Genomic DNA, 18,457 nt, shown 5'->3' with positions numbered 1-18,457 from the left:
ATGGAGGCCGGGGCGCCACCCCAAACGGTCAGACCGCGGAGTCCCCGTCTCCCTGCCCGACGTCGTCGCGCTCCCAGGTGGTCCAGAGCGCCTCGGCGAGGGGCCAGTCGGAGGGGCGCGTGATCTTGACGTTCCGGGCATCGCCCTCGACGATCCAGACGGGGTGGCCGGCGTGCTGGAGGAGCCCGACCTCGTCGGTGGCGACGTGGCCGGCCGCGTTGGCCGCGGCGCGGAGGAGCCAGTCGCGGCGGGCGCCCTGCGGCGTCTGCATCGCCCAGAGGCCGTCGCGGGGGACGGTCGCGCCGAAGAGCGGGCCGTCACCGCCCGCCCGGAGCGTGTCGGCGACGCGGACCGCCGCCGCAGCGGCTCCGTGTGCGCGAACGGCCTTCACGACGTGTGCGATCACGGATCGTGTCACGAACGGACGGACCGCGTCGTGCACCAGCACGGCCTCGACCGGCGCGGGCAGCGCACGCACGCCGCAGTGGACCGACGCCTGTCGCGTCGGCCCGCCCGTGACCACGTCCGCCTCGGCGCCGTGATCGGCTAGGAGGTCGCGCGTCGCCCCCTCCTCCCCCGCCCGGACCACCACGACCGCCGGCCCCACGTCGGGGTGCCGGAGGAACGCCCGGAGCGTCTGGACGAGGACGGGCGCGTCGCCGAGCAAGCGGAACTGCTTCGCCGGCGCCTCAGCCGTGGCCATCCGCGACCCCGACCCGCCCGCCGGAAGCACCACGCCCACTCGCTCTGCAGAGCCACTCATCGCCCCCTCGTGCTGCGGCTGGCCCGACCGAGCGTGACGCCGAGGCGGGCCCACCTCAGTCCCCGGTCCCTCATCCCCTACAACACCAGCATCGCGTCGCCAAACGCGAACATCCGGTACTCCTCGCGGACCGCCTCCTCGTACGCCTCCATCAGGAGGTCGTAGCCCGCGAACGCCGCGACGGTCATGAGGAGCGTCGACTTGGGGCGGTGGAAGTTGGTCAGCAGCCGCTCGGGGATGTGGAACGAGTAGACAGGGTAGATGAACTTGTCGGTCCAGCCGCGCCCGGCCTTGAGCGTCTTCGACGCCGAGAGCGACGACTCGACGGCCCGGACGACCGTCGTGCCGCAGGCCGTGACGGTCCGCTCGGGGTGGGTGAGCGCGGCGTTGACGGTCTCGGCCGCCTCGGGCAGCACCTCGAAGAACTCGGAGTCCATCCGGTGCTTCGAGAGGTCCTCCACCTCGACCGGGTTGAACGAGCCGAGGCCGGTGTGGAGCGTGACGTAGGCGACCTCGCAGCCCTGGTCGGTGAGGGACTGGAGCAGGCCCGGCGTGAAGTGGAGGCCGGCCGACGGCGCGGCCACGGCCCCGCGCTTCCGCGCGAAGATGGTCTGGTAGCGGACGCGGTCGGCGGGCTCCGCCGGCCGCCGGAGGTACGGCGGGATGGGCGTCTCGCCGATGGCGTCGATCCGGGCGTAGAGCTCGTCGGGCGTCCCGTCGAACATGAACCGGAGCGTCCGCCCGCGGCTCGTCGTGTTGTCGATGACCTCGGCCGCGAGGCCGTCCCCGAACACGAGCTTGTTGCCGACGCGGACCTTCCGGGCGGGGTCGACGATGGAGTCCCAGAGCCGGTGCTCGGGGTTGAGTTCGCGGAGGAGGAACGCCTCGACCTTGGCCCCCGTGTTCTCCTTGATCCCGCGGAGCCGGGCCGGGAACACCATCGTGTCGTTGGCCACGAGGACGTCGCCCTCGTTGAAGTACTCGGGCAGATCGCGGACCGTCCGGTGCTCGATCGTGCCCTCCGCCCGGTCGACCACCATGAGCCGGGCCGTGTCCCGGGGCTCCGCCGGGTACGCCGCGATCAGTTCACGAGGGTACTCGTAGTCAAAATCGCTGAGGCGGAGCGAGTGTTGCCGAAACGAGGGATGAGCAACCTGCATACGAGGCGGGGCCGTGGCGCGGTGGGACCGCAGAGGCTGCGGCCGAGGGGGGCACGGGCCGGCGGTGGGGACCGCCCGAATGCGACGGAATATAGGCGCCTCCGGAGGAGGCGTGGGGACAAGGAGTTACGTCCGCGACGGCCGGATCGTCCCCGACACCTCGCCGAACCCGACGCGGCGCCCGTCGCGGGACGCCTCCCCCGAGAGCACCACGCGGTCGCCGTCCTGGAGGAACGTCCGCGTCTCGCCGCCGGGGAGGTCGATGGGCTCACTGCCGCGCCACGTGAGCTCAAGGAACGAGCCGTAGGTCCCCTTCTCCTCGCCGCTGATCGTGCCCGACGCCATGAGGTCGCCCGGCCGCGCGTTGCACCCGTTGACGGTGTGGTGCGCGAGCTGCTGCTCGGGGCTCCAGTAGAGGTTCGTCGCGTTCGAGCGGGCGACGATCTCGGGCGCCGTGCCGCCCTCCCGCATCGCGGTCGTCTCGAGCGCCACGGCCAGGTCCACGTCGAGCGAGCGCGGCTCCGACTGGCGGAGGTACGGGAGCGGCTCGGGATTGCCGGCCTCGGCGCCCTGGGGCTCCCCCTCGACGCGGAACGGCGCGAGGGCCGCCGTCGGTACGACCCACGGCGAGATGGAGGTCGCGAAGCTCTTGCCGAGGAACGGCCCCAGCGGCACGTACTCCCACTTCTGGATGTCGCGCGCGCTCCAGTCGTTGACCAGGACGAACCCGAAGATGTGGCGGCTCGCCTCCTCGACCGGGATCGGCTCGCCGAGCGCGTTGCCGGGCCCGACGAAGAAGCCAAGCTCGAGCTCGATGTCGAGCAGCTTCGACGGCCCGAAGACCGGCGGCGCGTCGTCGTCCGGCTTCTGCTGACCGCTCGGGCGGACGACGTCGGTCCCGCTCACCACGACGGACGACGCCCGGCCGTGGTAGCCCACCGGGAGGTGCAGCCAGTTCGGCATGAGTGCGTTTTCAGGCCCCCGAAACATGGTCCCGACGTTCGTCGCGTGCTGGCGCGACGAGTAGAAGTCCGTGTAGTCGCCGATCCGGGCCGGGAGGTGCATCGTCACGTTCGCCAGGGGGACGATGGCGCGCTGGCGGAGCGTCGCAGCGTCGCGGAGGGCCGGCGAGCCCTCGGTGCTCAGGAGCTCTTGGAGATGCGACCGGACGGCCTCCCAGACGTCGGGCCCCAGGGCCATGAACGCGTTCAGCGAGCCCTTGTCGAACACGGGCTGGCGGCCCGCCCCGGGCACCCCTACGACGCCGTGGCTCTCCAACACGGCGAGGTCCACCACGAACTCCCCGAGGCGGACGCCCACTCGCGGCGGCTCTTTGTCGGTCGAGAACACGCCGTAGGGGAGGTTCTCGAGGCCGAAGCCGGTGTCGGGGTCGATGTCGAGAAACGGGGTCATGGGGAAAGGAGGGATGGGAGATCGGGCATGGGAATCGGCGGGCTCCGCCTCGCCGCGTTCCGCGTCGTCGGCGCCTCGACTTAGATCCAGCCCAGCGCGCGGAGGTCGTCGCGGGGCTCGGCGAAGGAGCAGGAGCCGAACGAGAGCGCCAGTTGCTGGCGGGCGTCGGCGACCTCGGCCGCGGACATCCGGAGCGACCGCCAGCGGAGACCGTCCTCGACCGACCACGAGGCGGGGTCGGCGTCGACGAGAATCTCAGCGAGGTCGTCGGGCCCGAGGCCGTGGAGACGGGCGAGCGCCGCGCCGCCGAAGACGCCCAGGAACCCGTGCATCCGAGTGCCGACGGCCTCGTCGTCGTTCGGGAGCGGGTGGTGGAGGCCGGCCGTGGCCTTGAAGGCCGCGCCGCCGCGGATCACGTGGTGGATCGCCCGCGCGAGCGCCTCCGCCTCGGGCACGAGGTCGGGGGTGACGCCGCCGCAGCGCAGCTTGAGCGCGAACGCGGGGCGCCCGGCCCGGCCGTTCGCGTCGGACACGGCCTGGGCCGCGGGTTCGACCGTCTCGGGGTCGTCGAGGTAGGGGACCTCGAGCGCGGCGCGCGGTCCGACGGACGCGCCGTCGAGGTACGCCGCGTCGAGGTCGCCGAGGAGGCCCGCGAGCGTGTCGGGGTCGCGGGCGAGCGGCGCAGGGAGCTTGAGCTCGAACCGCTCGGCGTTCAGCAAGCCGTCGTGCTGAGCCTCAGCGTCTCGTGCCGTCTGGAGCGTCTTTTGCGCCGCGTCGAGCCAGGCATCGGCGCCGTCGCCCTGAGGCGCGAGGCCGAGGACGGACAACGGCCACCGCGTGCCGCCGAGTCGGTGGACCTCTTCCGCGAGTTCGCCGAGGTGGGTGGCCGGGACGATGAACCGGCCCAGCAGGAACGCGTCGGGGCCGGCACGGTGCTCGGCGTAGAGGTCCGCGGCCGGGGCCATGTCGAGCCCGGCGGGCGGGAAGAGGCCGGCGTAGTCGACCAGGGCGTCGAGGAGGGCGTCGGCGGCGGGCGTCATACGGGGGGCGTCGTGCGAGAAGCCCGTGAGTCCTGAGGAGAGCCCCGGTGGGGTCGGACCCGGGCGGTAGCTTGGGCGTGGAAGGGTGTGACCCGCCCGACCCGCCCCGTGATCCCCCCAGGGGAGGCGCCGGGGCCACTCCTCGTTTTCGCCCGCCACCCTCTCATGCACTCTCGCATCCTCACCCTCTCCCTCTCGCTCGTCGTCGCCCTCCTCGTCGGCGGGGCCGACGGGTGCTCCAGCGACCCGAACGTCGAAGGCGCCAAGCTCGACCTCCGAAACGGCGACTACGACCGCGCGCTCGAGAACCTCGACGAAGCGCTCGCCGCGAACCCCGACAACGTCGAGGCCCTGATCCTCCGCGTCGAGGTCCGCCGCCAGCAGTACGAGAACACGGCCGGCGCCCAGCCGAAGGCCGCGTTCCTCGCCCAGAACTACGACGTCATGGTCGCGGACTACGAGCGCGCGCAGCAGCTCGCGCCCGAGGACCCCGACGTGACGGCCACCCGGCTCGGCCTGTGGGCCCTCGCCGTCAACGCCGGCAACGAGATCATCCGGAACCCCGAGGCCGACGTGGCCGACGCCGTCGACTACTTCGAGAGGTCGTCGGAGCTCTACCCGGACTCGTCGCAGGGGTACCTCGGCCTCGGCCTGGCCTACCTCCGCACGGGGGACGCCTCGCAGGCCATCCCCGCGCTCGAGCGCGGCACGCAGATCGCCCCGAACGACCCGATCCTCGCTTACTACTACGGCCGCTCCCTCGTCCTCGCCGATCGGGGCGTCGACGCCGTCGCCTTCCTGGAGGACGCCCAGACGCGGTTCCCAGACGACGAGGACATCCAGACGATGCTCCTCAACGCCTACACCCAGTCGGGCAACACCGAGCAGGCCGTCGAGCGCTACGCCGACGCCGTCGCCGCCCAGCCGGACAACCCGACGCTCCGCTACAACTACGGCGCGCTCCTCCTCGAGTCCGAGCGGTACGACGAGGCCATCGACCAGTTGACGCGGGCGACCGAGCTCGCGCCGGACAACTCGGACGCGTTCTACAACCTCGGCGCGGCCTTCCAGAACCGCGCGGCCGCGCTCAACGAGCGGGCCAACGCCGAGCAGGACGTCGACGCGGCCAACGCGCTCATCGACGAGCGGAACGACAACCTCGAGATGTCGCTCGCCCCGCTCATGCAGGCCCGCACGCTCGCGGCCGGCACGCCCGACGAGGCCGGCGTCTGCGACGCCCTCTTCCGCGTCTACACCCAGCTCGGCCGGGTCGACGACGCCGAGGGCGTCTCCGAGTGCGCCGGGATCTCGATGAACTAGCGCCGACCTCGGATCTTTCCCCCGCGGGGGCGTGGTTCGCCGCGCCCCCGCTTTCTTTTTGCCTCCTCTCCGCTCGCCCCTCCATGCCCGACTCCCCCCGCCTCGACACCGAGGCCGACGCCCTCGGCTTCGGCACCCGCGCCGTCCACGCCGGCCAGGAGCCCGACCCCTCCACCGGGTCCATCATGACGCCGGTCCACCTCACGAGCACGTTCGTGCAGGAGGCCCCGGACGTCCACCAGGGCTACGACTACGCCCGCGTCGCCAACCCGACCCGGACGGCGCTGGAGCAAAATCTGGCCTCGCTCGAAGGGGCGGCGCACGGGATCGCGTTCGCCTCCGGCGTGGCCGGGATCGACGCCATCCTCCGGCGGCTCCGACCCGGCGACCACGTCGTCTCGACGAGCGACCTCTACGGCGGGACGTACCGGCTCATGCGCCAGATCCACGAGCCGATGGGCGTCGACTTCACGTTCGTCGACCTCCACTCGACGGAGGCCCTCGCCGAGGCGATCACGGACGCGACCAAGCTCGTCTGGATCGAGACGCCGACGAACCCGCTCCTCCGCGTCTACGACATCGAGGCCCTCGCGGACGTCGCCCACGAGAAGGGCGTCGACGTGGCGGTGGACAACACGTTCGCCAGCCCGTACCTCCAGCGGCCGCTCTCGCTCGGGGCGGACCTCGTGCTCCACTCCACCACGAAGTACCTCGGCGGCCACTCCGACGTCGTCGGCGGAGCCGTCATGACGTCGGACGACGGGTGGAATGAGCACCTCCGGTTCCAGATCAAGTCCGTCGGCGCCGCGCCGGGGCCGATGGACTGCTTCCTCCTGCTCCGCTCAACGAAGACGCTCCACCTCCGCATGGAGCGCCATTGCTCAAACGCTCGCGCGGTGGCGGACTTCCTGCGCGGCCACGACAAGGTGGCCCGCGTGCTGTACCCGGGCTTCGAGGACCACCCCGGCCACGAGACCGCCGCCCGCCAGATGGACGGGTTCGGCGGGATGGTCTCGCTCGTGCTGGAGGACGACGCGCTCGAGACGGCCGTCCGCTTCATGCAGTCGACCGAGCTGTTCGCCCTCGCCGAGAGCCTCGGCGGCGTCGAGAGCCTCGTGTCGCACCCCGCGAGCATGACGCACGGCTCGATCCCCGCCGACGTCCGCCGCGCGGCCGGGCTGCCCGACAGCCTCGTCCGCCTGAGCGTCGGCGTCGAGGACGAGGCCGACCTCGTCGCCGACCTCGACCGGGCGCTCGCCGCGGTCTGAGGCCGCCCGCCTCGGGGGCTCTGGCAGCCCCCCGAGGCGGGCAGGATCGCGTGTGTGGGGCGATCGTACCAGAGGTCCGTGTTACGGCAGGGTTAGCTTCTGCCCTCCGCCCGACGTTCCCCGCTGCTCGTGCCGACTGTCCCCGCTCCCGCCCGAACGCCTGAGCGGCGGACGCCGCCGGATGGCGCCGCGACGGCCCAGACGACGCCGCCCAAGGCCAAGCGCCGGGTCAACGACATCGTGCTCGGCCGCTTCGAGCGCTGGGCGCTGCCGAAGATGGCGGCCCGGATGCCCCGCTGGGTCACGCCCGACGGGCTGACCGGCATCGCCCTCGCCGGCGCGCTCCTCTCGGCCGTCGCCTACGCGCTCGCGGGCGAGAACCTGCTGTGGCTCCACGTGGCCTCGCTCGGCCTCGTCGTCCACTGGTGGGGCGACAGCCTCGACGGCACGCTCGCCCGCGTCCGCCAGATCCGCCGCGAGAAGTACGGGTTCTTCGTCGACCACCAGGCCGACGCGATCTCGGTCGTCCTCCTCACGGTCGGCGTCGGGGCCGGGTCGCTGATGCGGATGGAGATCGCCCTCGCCATCTGCGTCGGCGTGCTCCTGCTGATGCTCCTCGTCAACATGGTGACGATCGCACGGAACGTGTTCAAGATCTCGTTCGGCGGCGTCGGCCCGACGGAGCTCCGGCTGGGGGGCGTCCTCCTGAACACCGTCGCGTGGGCCGTCGGGCCGCGCGAGTTCGTCGTCCTCGGCCATCCGTGGACCCTGTTCGACCTCCTCGGCCTCGGGCTCACCGGGCTCCTCGTCGTGTTCTACGTCGTGTCGGCGACGAGGGAGACGCGCCTCATCGGCCGGCTCGACCCGACGCCCGAGGCGGGCGAGGACGGCCTCCCGCCCGACCCCACGGGCCAGGCCCGGGGCGGCAGCTGAGCCTCAGCCCTCCGCCACGTGGATCTCGTCGCCCGGACGGACGACGCCCTCGGTCAGCACACGGGCGTACCACCGCGTCTGGTCCGGCACGCGGTCCGGTTTGATCCGCTTGAACTGGCGGTCAGCGAATGCGTCCGCGATCGTGTTGCACGGCTCGGCGCGCTGCGTGAGTTGGAGCCGGGCCTCGCCGACGTCGAGGACGGCGCCGACCTCCAGCGACGGCCAGTCGAGCCCCGCGACGGTCAGGTTCTCGCCGACGGCCCCGGGATAGATCGGGTGCCCCTCGGCCTGGAGCGCCTGGATCAGCTCGAGCGGGAAGAGGCACACGGCCCGCTCCGGCCCACCGTGGACCTTCGGGTGGTTGACGGCGTCGCCGTCGAGCCCCTCACGTCCGACCCGGGCCTCGGCGACGGCCCGCTTCGGCACCCCGCCGGGCGACGTGTTGACCTGGAGGACGCGGGCGCTCATGGGGAACGGGGCAACGAGAACGAGGGACCTGGCGAACCAATCTCGAGACGACTGGCGCCCGAAGGCTACGTCGGAGGCATCGCGCGGCGCTCTGCCATTTCCCATCTTCCCGTTCCCCTCATCTCGACCGGTTCACCGTCCAGTCGTAGGCGAACGAGACGCGGTCGTCGGCACGGAGGTCGGCGGCGGAGCGGCCGGCGAGGGAACGGCGGTACGTCACGGCACGCTGGCGGGGCATGCCCGCGAGGATCACGTCGCCCAGTGCCTCGCCGCTGGCCTCGAAGTCCTCGGCAAACCAGTCGAAGAGGGACGAGAGGGTGAGGCGGCCGTTGCCGTCGAGACGCGCGGCGCGGGACGAGCCGAGGAAGGCCCGCCAGCGGGCGGCGAGGTCCGCGTCGAGCGTCTCGGCGGTGTAGGCCCGGTCGAGCAGCGGCGGGCACGAGACGGCCGCGCAGTTGAGCGCCGCGTGGATGCGGACGTCGAACGCGCTCGGCCGCAAGGCGCGGAGCGCCGGGAGGACGGGCGCGCCGTCGACCTGCGCCTGTCGGCGGAGGACCCCGTGCTCGAGTTGGTCGAGCGTCATGCGGTGACCGGCGACGGGGAGCGGCGAGCGAAAGAACTCTTGAAAGAGGTCCTGGCGCTCCAAGTTTGTCGCTCCGTGCTCGAGGACGCGCCCCATCACGTGCGCGTTGTACGCGTTGACGTAGAAGGCGGTCTTCTGGGCGTCGGTGCGGAGCGCGGCCGGGTCCTGCCGGTCGATGGCGCGGAGCGCGGCGTCGAGGTCGTCGCGGTGCTCCGCCGCGAGACGCCGGTAGTCCACGCGCCCCTCGTCGGTGACGACGGCGCGCAGGACGCGGGTGAGGGGGACCTCGACGGCACGCTGGGCACGAGCCGGAACGACGGCCATCAGGACGAGAGCGGACAGCAGGACACGGCGCATGTCCCCTCAACGCGCCCGCCGCGCGCGGTCTTACTCGCCGTCGGGGATCACGCGCGGCGGCCCGACCCGCCCCGTCACCGTCACGCGCTTGACGGGCGCCTCCGCGTCGGTCGTGTGGAGGACGATCTCGAAGGCGACCGCGTCCGCCTCCGCGAGCACGGCGGGGTCGGCAACCGATACGAACAGGCCGCCGAGGCCGTCGGGGAAGATGGGGCGGGACGGCGAGGCGACCTCGACGCCCTCGGGAGCATCGACCCGCTCGATCCGCACGGGCCCCGCGCCGGCGTTCGCGAACTGGAACGCCGTCTGGAGCGGCTCGCCGGCCGGCGCCACGCCCGCGTCGGCCGTCGTGTGGTTGAACGCGAGCGAGCCGATGCGCTCGCCGGCGTCCGCGAGGGCAGGCCGGACGACGCCCTCGACCCGGAGCGTCACCGCGTTCGGCTCGGCGCCCTCGGCCTGGACGAACACGGCCTTCTCGAAGTCGCCGGGCCGGCCGGCCGGGTCGTAAGCCACGCGGATCACCCCCTCCTCCCCTGGCGCGACCGCGTCCTCCGTCCACGACGGCGTGGTGCAGCCGCACGACGCCTCGACGGACGTGAGCCGGACCGGTTGGTCGCCTGCGTTCGTGAAGCGGAACGTCCGCTCGACGGGTCCGTCCGCCTCGGCGATCCGCCCGAGGTCGAGGATCTCGGCGTCGAAGGCGAGGCGGCCCTGGGCGCTGGCGGACGCCGCCAGGAGGGCGAGAAGGAGGAGGCGGAGGGCCATGTTAGAAGTCGAGGACGGCGCGGGCGGCGGTGAACACGTCGTCGTCCTGCGGGAGGACGACCTTCTCGAGGACGTCGGCGTAGGGGATCGACGAGAAGGCGCCGGCGACGCGTCGGACGGGCGCGTCGAGGAAGCCGAAGGCCGCGTCGGCGACCTGGGCGGCGACCTCGGCGCCGAAGCCCATGAACTCGTGGTCCTCGTAGGCCACGAGCGCGCGGCCCGTCTTCTTGACCGACTGGAGAACCGTCGCGGCGTCGAGCGGGAGGATCGAGCGGAGGTCGATGACCTCGACCGACACGCCCTCCTTCTCGAGCGCCTTCGCCACGTTGAGCGCCTTGTAGACGATGGCGCCCCACGTCACGATGGTCAGGTCCGTACCGGCGCGAGCGATGGCGGCCTTGCCGAGCGGGACGAGGTACTCGGCGTGGGGCTCGGGGCGCCGGGCCGGGCCCTGGCGATAGAGCGCCTTGTGCTCCAGGAAGAGGACCGGGTCCTCCCCGCGAATCGCCGTCTTCAAGAGCCCCTTGGCGTCGGCCGCGTTCGACGGCAGGACGACGTGGAGGCCGGGGAAGTGGGCGAACAGGGCCTCGACGTTCTGGCTGTGGCAGAGGCCGCCGTGAATGTAGCCGCCCGTCGGGACGCGGAGGACCATCGGGCAGGCCCACGCGCCCTTCGACCGGTAGCGCATCGAGGCCACCTGGTTGCGGAGCGACTGCATGCCGGGCCAGATGTAGTCGGCGAACTGGATCTCGACGACGGGCTTGTAGCCGGCGCCGGCCAGCCCGACGGCGCTGCCGATGATCGAGTTCTCGGCGAGCGGGCTGTTGAAGCACCTGTCGCGCCCGAACCGCTCGGTCAGTCCGCGCGTGGCGGTGAACACGCCCCCCTTCCCGCCGCCGACGTCCTCGCCGTAGACGAGCACGCGCTCGTCACGCTCCATCTCCTCGGCCATCGCGTGGTTGATGGCGTCGACCATGACGACGAGGTCGCCCGTCTCGCCATCGGCCTCGTAGCGGCGGGTGTCCTCGCCTTCGAAGTAGACGTGGCTCGTGGCCTCGGCCGGGTCCGGGTCGGGCTCGGCGGCCACCTCGCGGGCGATCCGGTCGACCTCGGCGGCGACCTCGTCGCGGAGCGCGTCGACCTCCTCGTCGGTCATCACGCCGGCCTCGACGAGGCGGGTGGCAAAGCGCGGGAGCGGGTCGCGCGCGGCGTCGGCGTCGATGGCCTCCTGCTCGCGGTACTTCCGGTGGTCGTCGGACGACGAGTGGGGGAGGAGCCGGACGAGGTCGGCGTGGAGCGCGACGGGCCCGTGGCCGGCGCGGATGTGGGCCATCGCCGCCCGGGCCGCCGCCGCTGACTGGAAGAAATCGGTCCCGTCGTAGCGGATCCGCTGGAGGCCGGCGTAGCCGCCGAGGAGGTGCCAGATCGACCCGCCGGCCGTCTGCTCCTCGACCGGGACCGAGATCGCGTACTTGTTGTCCTGGATGTGGAAGAGGACCGGAAGCGCCTCGCGGGCGGCCCAGTTGAGCGCTTCGTGGAAGGCGCCCTGGCTCGTCGAGCCCTCGCCGCCGGACGCGTAGACGGCCCGGCCGGGCGCGTCCTCCGAGACCTCGCCGTCCTCCCGCTTGCACGCCAGCGCGAAGCCGACGGCCGGGAGGTACTGCGCCGCCACCGACGACGACGTCGACATGATGTTGAGCTCGCGCTTGCCGAAGTGCTCGGGCATCTGGCGCCCGCCGCCGAACACGTCGTCGGCCTTGCCGAAGTGGGCGCGGAGCACCTCGTCCGGCGTGATGCCGACCGTGAGCGCCGTTGCGAGGTCGCGGTAGTAGAAGCAGAACCAGTCGGAGCCGCCCTCGAACTCGCGGGCGACGGCCGTCTGGCTGGCCTCGTGGCCGGCCGAGCCGATGTGGAAGAAGCCCTTCCCCTGCTTGAGCAGGTTGAGCATCTTCTGGTCGAGCCGCCGCGAGAGCATCATCGTGCGGAGGACGCCGCGGAGGTCGTCCGGGTCGAAGTCCTCCGGCCCGAGCGGCTCGACCTCGAGGGTCCCCTCGATCTCGCCGGCCCCGTCCGCGTCCGCCTTGCCGGCGTCGGCCTGCATCTCGAACGCCTCGTCGACCGCGGCGGTCGTCGTCTCCTCGTCCGTGTCGGTGGGCTCGTCGTCCGCCAGCGTGGGCTCCGCTCCGACGGCCTCGTCCATCTCGTCGGCCACGCCCGCCTCGATGGGGTCGTGGGCCTCTTCCTCCACGACAACGTCCGCGGGTTCAGCGTCCGTCGCGTCATCGCCGGCGTCGACGATGGAGGCGGACGCCTGCGCTCCGTCACCGGCCGAGCGGAACGGGTCGTTATCGGATGGCTCTGCAGCGAGATCGTCCTCTGGCACGTCCGCGGCCTCAGGCTCCATGGTAAGCGGATCGTCCGACGCCGCCGCCTCGGCCATCGCGGGCGCCTCCGCGCCAGACGCCTCCTCCGGCTTCGACTCGGCGAGCGGCGCCGTCAGGGGCGTGGTGAGCTCGTCGATCTCGGCGGCGTCCGGCTCGTCGGCCGGTGACGCATCTCCCACTTCAGCCGTCGCCAACGACGCGGAAGGCTCGGCGTCCTCGGGCTGGTCCGCATCCTCGGTGTCGGACTCCACTGGCGACAGCCCCGAGGCGGACGGGGCGGGCTCCGGCAGCGCTTCCGGAACGTTCTCAGAGAAAGACGGCGTGAGCGTCTCGGTGGCCGGGCTGAGCTCCGAGAGGTCCATGACCTGCGGCGCGTCGGCGGCGTAGGTCGGCTCCGTGCCGGAGGCGCCCGCGGGCTCCTCCTCCGCCTCGGGGACCGACTCGGGGACTTCGGGGGCGGCCCACACGAACGAGGGCTCCTGCCCGGCCGGCGCCTCGGCTCCGGTCGCCTCCGCCGCGGGCTCGTCCGAGACCGGGGCCCCGCCACCGACCACGGCGTCGAGCGTGTCGTCGTCGACGCCGCCCGTACCGAACGACGCCTCGGGGGCCTCGTGCTCGACGGCGGCCCCGTCACCGGGTTCGTCGTCGGGCATCAGGAACGTCCGCGTCGTGAAGTGCGAGCGGGCGTTGGCGGAGTCGTCAGAGCGGCGATCGTCGGAGGCCATCGGGGGAACGGAGAGAACGAGAAAAGAGACGGGGCGACCGCACGAGACGCTGCGACGGCCCGTGCCGAAGATAAGCGGGCGTCTAACGCCTCCCCCCCACCCCGAGGTGCCCGACCGCCCGAGAAAGGGCACGACGGCGTGCCCGAGTGCGCGGGGATTGGGTTTCCGCGAGGACCCCCGTAGCTTGGCGGGTCCTCGTCCCCCCCACGAGATGTCTGCCCATCGCCTGCTCGTAGCCGCTCTGCTGGCGGTTCTCACCGTGCCCGCCGTGGGCGCGCAGGCTCTCCGCGTCAACGCGAGTGCCCCCCGCGTCCTGTTCGCGGTCACGGATTCAGTGAAGACCGACGACGGCACCCACGCGCGCATCACGCGGACCGTGACCTACGACCCCGTTGCGGGCACCTATACCGACGAGACCGTCGACGCCGACGGCGCGACGCTCAGCCGGGACGTCCGCTCGACGTCGGTCGCCGCTCCGACCGAGGCCGAGTTGGACGCGGCCCGTCTCCTCGTCGCGCGGCACCCCGAGGTGGCCCCGCTCATCGACGCGGCCGGCGGCGAGGTCCACGTCGAGGGCGGCTTCCCGCTCGTCCGCGAGGCGGGCCACCCCTGCGGCCCCGGCGGCCGGTGCGTGACCGTCGATGTGTTCGAGGTGACGCCCGAGGCCCCGGCCCGCCGGATCCGCTACGCCGTCGTCGACCTCCGCACGCTCCGCGTCCTCGACGCCGACGCCGACGCGGACGCCGACAGCAACCTGGCCCACCCGGCCGCCCGCCAGCAGTCCCGCCGCCAGTGACACGCGCCCTCTTCGCCTCCGCCGCGCTCGCCCTCCTGGCGCTCTCCCCCTCCGCCCAGGTCGGGCTGACCGACGCCACGTGCGCCACGAACGGCACGTACGGCGACGGCCCGCCGCCCGCGACCGTCCCCAACGGCCACATCGCGTGGCCGGCCGACGCCCCGCTCTGGGAGTTCGACGTGTACCGGCCGAACAACCGGACGACCCTCAACAGCAGCGGCCTCGAGATCCGCGACGTGACCTACCGCGGGCGGACCGTGCTGGCCCGCGCCGGCGTGCCCGTGCTCAACGTGGAGTACGATGAGGGCGGCTGCGGGTGCTTTCGCGACTGGCAGGACGACGAGGCCTCGATCGAGATCGGCGACGACGCCTCGGTCGTGACCGACTGCGGCACGTTCCGCGAGTTCCGGGCCAGTGCGGGGGGCGAGGTCACGATCCAGACCGGCATCGCACTGAGCGCGCCGGGCGTCGTGGAGACAGCCTGTGAGGCCAACGACACCCCGTCGAACCCCTCGCCCGGCGGTGACGTCGGCCTGTTCGAGGGGATCGCCGTCGAGGACTACGGCGACGAGCTCGTGCTCACGGCCCACACCGAGGCCGGGTGGTATCGCTACCGCATAAAGTGGCATTTCTACGCCGACGGCCGGATCTGGCCCGAGTTCTCGTTCGCCGCCGCCGACGCCGTCTGCACCTCCGTCGGCCACCGCCACCACGCCTACTGGCGGTTCGACTTCGACCTCGACGGGACGCCCAAAAACGATGTGGTCCGCGAGTTCGCGGCCGAGGGCACCGAGGGCCAGGTCTTCACGACCGAGTCGTCCCGCGTGCTCGGAGGCACCGCCGACCCGACGTACTGGAGCGTGGTCGACGGCGCCACGGGCATCGGCTACGAGATCCGCCCGAGCGACGCCGACCTCCGCCTCCCCGTCGACGAGTATTCGAAGACCGACGCGCTCGTCCTCCGCTACAAGATGGACGAGATCGACGACGGGAAGACGATCTCGTCCGGCTGCGCCTTCGCCTTCGAGCCCTTCGTCGACGGTGAGTCGGTCGAGGGCGAGGACACCGTGTTCTGGTACCGCTCCGGCGCGCTCCACACGGCCGGCTCCCCGTTCGAGTGCGACATCGCCGGTCCGATGCTCGTCCCCATCGGCTTCGAGCTCTCGACCGTCGACGGGGTCGAGGGCGTCGAGTTCGAGTCGGCCCGACCGAACCCGTTCTCGCTCACGACGGTCTCGCGCTTCCGCGTTGAGCGGACCCAGTCCGTGACGGCCGAGCTGTACGACCTCACGGGCCGCCGCGTCCAGGTCCTCTTCGAGGGCGTCGCGGTGCAGGGCGAGTGGCAGGAGCTCCGGATCGACGGGCGCCGACTGCCGGCCGGGACGTACGTCGTCCGCCTCCGCGGCGAGACGGCGCGGGGCACCACGCGCGTCGTCCTCGTCCGCTAGGCGTGGCGGTCGACCTCGTGGTCGTCGGCGCCGGGCTCGTCGGGCTGGCGACGGCCCGCGCGGCGCTCGCGGCGCGGCCCGACCTCCGCGTCGTCGTCGTCGAGAAAGAGGACGTCGTCGCCTGCCACCAGACCGGGCGAAACTCGGGCGTCCTCCACGCGGGCCTCTACTACCGCCCGGGAAGCCGGAAGGCCGCGCTCTGCCAGGCCGGTAAGGCCCGGATGGAGGCGTTCTGCGACGAAGAGGGGATCCCGTGGACGCGCTCCGGGAAAGTCGTGGTGGCCGTGACCGACGACGAGGTCCCCCGCCTCGACGCCCTCGCCGAGCGGGCCGTCGCCAACGGCGTCGCCACCGAGCGGCTCGACGCCGACGGTCTCCGCGAGCGCGAGCCCCACGCCGCGGGCGTCGCCGCGCTCTGGGTCCCGTCGACAGGCGTCACCGATTTCTCGGCGGTCGCCCGCCGGATGGCCGAGCGGCTGGAGGAGGCCGGCGCCGAGATCCGCACGGGCACGGCGGTCATGAGCGGACGCGAGACGAGCACGGGCGTCGTGGTCGAGACGGACGGCGGCGCCATCGAGGCGCGCGCCCTCGTGACCTGCGCGGGGCTCTGGGCCGACCGCGTGGCGAAGCTCTTCGGCGCCACGCCGTCGGTCGAGCTCGTCCCGTTCCGCGGCGAGTACGCGCTCCTCAAGCCCGACGCGGCCAAGCTCGTCCGCGGCCTCATCTACCCGGTGCCGGACCCCGCGCTTCCCTTTCTCGGCGTCCACCTCACGCGCCGGGTCGACGGGACGGTCGACGCCGGGCCGAGCGCGGCGCTGGCGTTCGCGCGCGACGGCTACCGGTTCTCGACCGTCCGCCCCCGCGACCTGGGCGAGGCGCTCGCCTCGCCGGCGTTCCGTCGGCTCGCCCGCCGCCACGTCCGGTCGGGCCTCGACGAGCTCGCGCGCTCCCTCAGCCTGACGACGTTCTGGAAGGCCGCCCGCCGGCTCCTCCCCCAGCTCCGGCGCCAGGACCTGGAGCGAGCCCCGGCCGGCGTCCGCGCGCAGGCCCTCCACCCCGACGGCACGCTCGCCGACGACTTCGTGATCGAGGAGACGGCGCGGGCCGTCCACGTCATCAACGCACCGAGCCCGGCGGCGACGGCGTCGCTCGCCGTCGGCGACGAGGTCGCCGGCCGGGCACTCCAGCGCCTCTAGCTCTTCCGGCCCCGGCACCGAGGCGGACGAGGTCAGGCGGTGCCCACGTCGAGGTCACCGCTGGCGTCGGCGTCGAGCGCGGCCTTCTCGGCGTCGGTGAAGCTGGTCCAGTGGCGGTCCTGCAGTGCGCCCGCCAGCGCCCACAACGCGAGCCGGTTGACGCCCGGTCCGAAGCGGTGGCGCATCATCCGGTAGGCCATCGCCGCGCCCACCTCGCGGAGGTCGTCGGCCGTCTCGATCCCGACGGCCGCGAGCATCTCGTCACTCTTCGGCCCGAGGTTTTTGAGCGACGACGGCCGCGGCACTCAGGCGGTCTCGGTCTTGGCCTGGGTCACGGCGCCGTCGCCGCCCGCCGTCTCCGCGAGCGGGAGCTCGAACCAGAACCGCGTGCCCCGGCCCTTCGTGCTCTCGACGTGGATCGTCGAGCCGTGGGCTTCCAGGATCTGCTTGACGATAGCCAGCCCGAGCCCCGTCCCGCCCTCCTTCCGGGAGCGCGCCGCGTCGACCCGGTAGAACCGCTCGAAGATCCGGTCGAGGTGGTCCTCCGGGATCCCACGGCCCGTATCGACGACTTCCACGCGCGCCTTGTCGAGGTGGCGCCGCATCCGGCACTTGACGGTCCCCTCGTCGGAGTACGCGATGGCGTTGTCGATCAGGTTGGTCAGGACCTGGCGGATCCGGTTCCGGTCGGCCTCGACCCAGAGGGCGTCGTTGTCGTAGGTCAGCTCGAGGCCCTTCGCCTCGGCCTTCGGGTCGAGCATCTCGCCGATCTCCCCGATGAGGTCCTGGAGGTCGAACGCGGTCGGCCGGATCTGGTCCTCGCGGTACTCCAGCTTGGCGATCTCGATGAGGTCCGAGAAGAGCGTGTTGAGCCGCTGGAGGTTGGCGAGCCCCTTCTGCGCGTACCGCTTCCGCTGCTCGGCCGGGAGCGACTCGCTAGCGAGCGCCTCGAGGTAGCCGAACACGGCGAAGATCGGGTTCTTGACCTCGTGCGAGACGTTCCCGATGAACTCGTTCTGGACCCGCTGCATCCGCTGGAGCTCGTGGATGTCGGCGCGGAACCGGCCGGCCATGTGGTTCAGGCTCCGGGCGAGGTCCTGGAACTCGGCGGCCCGCGTCTTGACCGAGATCCGGCCGTCGAGGTCGCCCTCGTTGATCTGCTGCGCGCTCCGCGTGATGGCGACGAGCGGGCGCGTGACCTGCCGCGCCGCCAGCCACGCGCCGATGAGCGCGGTCAGGAGCGCGAGCGCCATCCCGATCGTGAGCGCCGCCTGGAGCGACTGGATCGCCCGGAGGAGCTGGGGCACCGGCTCCCCGAGGCGGATCAGGAGACCCGTCTGGGGCCGGTACAGCGCGAGGTAGAGCCGCGCCCCGCCGTCCGGCCCACGCCGTTCGGCGAACCCGACGTCGTCGGCGGCCGCGAGCGCCTCGACGACCTCCTCGCGCTCGAAAAACGGCGTCGCCTCCCCGAGTCCGTCCGCCTCGGTCGACGGGCCGAAGTCACCGATGACCCGGTCGCGCGTGGCGAGGGCCACGTCGATCTGCGTCAGCCGGGCGATCTGCTGGCCGAGGTCGAGCATGGCCGTCCGGTCCGGCTCGGCCTCGAGCTGGACCGCGAACCGCTCGGCCTCCTCGCGGAGCGTCTGCCGGGCCGCGTCCCGCACCTGCCCGCGGAGGATCAGGAACGAGTACAGCCCGACGCCCACGACGGCCAGCCCCACGAACAGGGCGAACGTCAGCATCATCCACGTCTGGGTCGAGGCCCGACGCGGGTAGAGCAGTTCGCGGACGTTGCGCCAGCGCATGGTGAACGGGCGAAGGGGACGGGGCAAGGGGCA

Annotated in this window: 16 protein-coding genes; 6 read left to right on the top strand and 10 right to left on the bottom strand. The window is 72.6% G+C overall.

Features of this window, described 5'->3' with window-relative positions:
• Positions 1 to 28: 28 nt before the first annotated feature.
• From ispD to BSZ37_RS09925, 4 genes are all read right to left on the bottom strand, one after another.
• A complete protein-coding gene (ispD, locus tag BSZ37_RS09940) occupies positions 29 to 763 on the bottom strand; it encodes a 2-C-methyl-D-erythritol 4-phosphate cytidylyltransferase (protein WP_095510405.1) in 735 nt (244 codons plus the stop codon).
• A 77-nt stretch (positions 764 to 840) separates the two neighbouring features.
• The gene (gene queA / locus BSZ37_RS09935) at positions 841 to 1,923 is read right to left on the bottom strand and encodes a tRNA preQ1(34) S-adenosylmethionine ribosyltransferase-isomerase QueA (RefSeq protein WP_095510404.1); all 1,083 of its coding nucleotides are present in this window, start codon (positions 1,921 to 1,923) and stop codon (positions 841 to 843) included.
• Between the two features lie 126 nt (positions 1,924 to 2,049).
• Positions 2,050 to 3,336 carry a fumarylacetoacetase gene (gene fahA, locus BSZ37_RS09930; protein WP_095510403.1) on the bottom strand — a complete coding sequence of 429 codons (1,287 nt, stop codon included), beginning with the start codon at positions 3,334 to 3,336 and terminating at the stop codon, positions 2,050 to 2,052.
• Between the two features lie 80 nt (positions 3,337 to 3,416).
• A complete protein-coding gene (locus tag BSZ37_RS09925; protein WP_095510402.1) occupies positions 3,417 to 4,376 on the bottom strand; it encodes a hypothetical protein in 960 nt (319 codons plus the stop codon).
• A gap of 165 nt (positions 4,377 to 4,541) precedes the next feature.
• On the opposite strand from BSZ37_RS09925, the gene BSZ37_RS09920 reads away from it, so the two are divergent.
• The 3 genes from BSZ37_RS09920 (at position 4,542) to BSZ37_RS09910 (ending at position 7,897) form a co-directional block, all read left to right on the top strand.
• Complete coding sequence (locus BSZ37_RS09920) at positions 4,542 to 5,696, top strand: tetratricopeptide repeat protein (protein WP_095510401.1); 1,155 nt, start codon at positions 4,542 to 4,544, stop codon at positions 5,694 to 5,696.
• Between the two features lie 83 nt (positions 5,697 to 5,779).
• A complete protein-coding gene (locus BSZ37_RS09915) occupies positions 5,780 to 6,964 on the top strand; it encodes a cystathionine gamma-synthase (protein ID WP_095510400.1) in 1,185 nt (394 codons plus the stop codon).
• Between the two features lie 129 nt (positions 6,965 to 7,093).
• Positions 7,094 to 7,897 carry a CDP-alcohol phosphatidyltransferase family protein gene (locus tag BSZ37_RS09910; protein ID WP_095510399.1) on the top strand — a complete coding sequence of 268 codons (804 nt, stop codon included), beginning with the start codon at positions 7,094 to 7,096 and terminating at the stop codon, positions 7,895 to 7,897.
• Between the two features lie 3 nt (positions 7,898 to 7,900).
• Here BSZ37_RS09910 and BSZ37_RS09905 read toward each other — a convergent pair whose 3' ends face one another.
• The 4 genes from BSZ37_RS09905 to BSZ37_RS09890 form a co-directional block, all read right to left on the bottom strand.
• Positions 7,901 to 8,365, bottom strand: coding sequence for an MOSC domain-containing protein (locus BSZ37_RS09905; protein WP_095510398.1), 465 nt, complete (start codon positions 8,363 to 8,365; stop codon positions 7,901 to 7,903).
• Between the two features lie 118 nt (positions 8,366 to 8,483).
• Positions 8,484 to 9,305, bottom strand: coding sequence for a DUF547 domain-containing protein (locus BSZ37_RS09900; RefSeq protein ID WP_095510397.1), 822 nt, complete (start codon positions 9,303 to 9,305; stop codon positions 8,484 to 8,486).
• 30 nt (positions 9,306 to 9,335) lie between these two features.
• Positions 9,336 to 10,070 carry a DUF1573 domain-containing protein gene (locus BSZ37_RS09895; protein WP_095510396.1) on the bottom strand — a complete coding sequence of 245 codons (735 nt, stop codon included), beginning with the start codon at positions 10,068 to 10,070 and terminating at the stop codon, positions 9,336 to 9,338.
• 1 nt (position 10,071) lies between these two features.
• Positions 10,072 to 13,179 carry a thiamine pyrophosphate-dependent enzyme gene (locus BSZ37_RS09890; RefSeq protein WP_218830465.1) on the bottom strand — a complete coding sequence of 1,036 codons (3,108 nt, stop codon included), beginning with the start codon at positions 13,177 to 13,179 and terminating at the stop codon, positions 10,072 to 10,074.
• A gap of 211 nt (positions 13,180 to 13,390) precedes the next feature.
• On the opposite strand from BSZ37_RS09890, the gene BSZ37_RS09885 reads away from it, so the two are divergent.
• From BSZ37_RS09885 to lhgO, 3 genes are read left to right on the top strand one after another with little or no spacing between them, the layout of a single operon-like run.
• Positions 13,391 to 13,975 (top strand): hypothetical protein, encoded by a 585-nt coding sequence (locus tag BSZ37_RS09885; RefSeq protein ID WP_095510395.1) that lies wholly within the window; start codon positions 13,391 to 13,393, stop codon positions 13,973 to 13,975.
• Positions 13,972 to 15,423: a T9SS type A sorting domain-containing protein gene (locus BSZ37_RS09880; RefSeq protein WP_095510394.1), complete on the top strand. Its 1,452-nt coding sequence runs from the start codon at positions 13,972 to 13,974 to the stop codon at positions 15,421 to 15,423. The genes BSZ37_RS09885 and BSZ37_RS09880 overlap by 4 nt, the downstream gene beginning before the upstream one ends.
• A gap of 2 nt (positions 15,424 to 15,425) precedes the next feature.
• Positions 15,426 to 16,619, top strand: coding sequence for an L-2-hydroxyglutarate oxidase (lhgO, locus tag BSZ37_RS09875; protein ID WP_095510393.1), 1,194 nt, complete (start codon positions 15,426 to 15,428; stop codon positions 16,617 to 16,619).
• Positions 16,620 to 16,651: 32 nt separating this feature from the next.
• Here lhgO and BSZ37_RS09870 read toward each other — a convergent pair whose 3' ends face one another.
• Both BSZ37_RS09870 and BSZ37_RS09865 read right to left on the bottom strand, forming a co-directional pair.
• The gene (locus BSZ37_RS09870; RefSeq protein ID WP_281253023.1) at positions 16,652 to 16,924 is read right to left on the bottom strand and encodes a TfoX/Sxy family DNA transformation protein; all 273 of its coding nucleotides are present in this window, start codon (positions 16,922 to 16,924) and stop codon (positions 16,652 to 16,654) included.
• A complete protein-coding gene (locus BSZ37_RS09865) occupies positions 16,925 to 18,424 on the bottom strand; it encodes a sensor histidine kinase (RefSeq protein WP_218830464.1) in 1,500 nt (499 codons plus the stop codon). It abuts the gene before it with no gap.
• Between the last annotated feature and the right edge of the window lie 33 nt (positions 18,425 to 18,457).

Origin of the sequence: Rubrivirga marina (assembly GCF_002283365.1) — a bacterium.
GTDB lineage: Bacteria > Bacteroidota > Rhodothermia > Rhodothermales > Rubricoccaceae > Rubrivirga > Rubrivirga marina.
The sequence above is the reverse complement of the archived record's forward strand: the minus strand, read 5'-3'. Positions and strand labels throughout refer to the sequence as shown.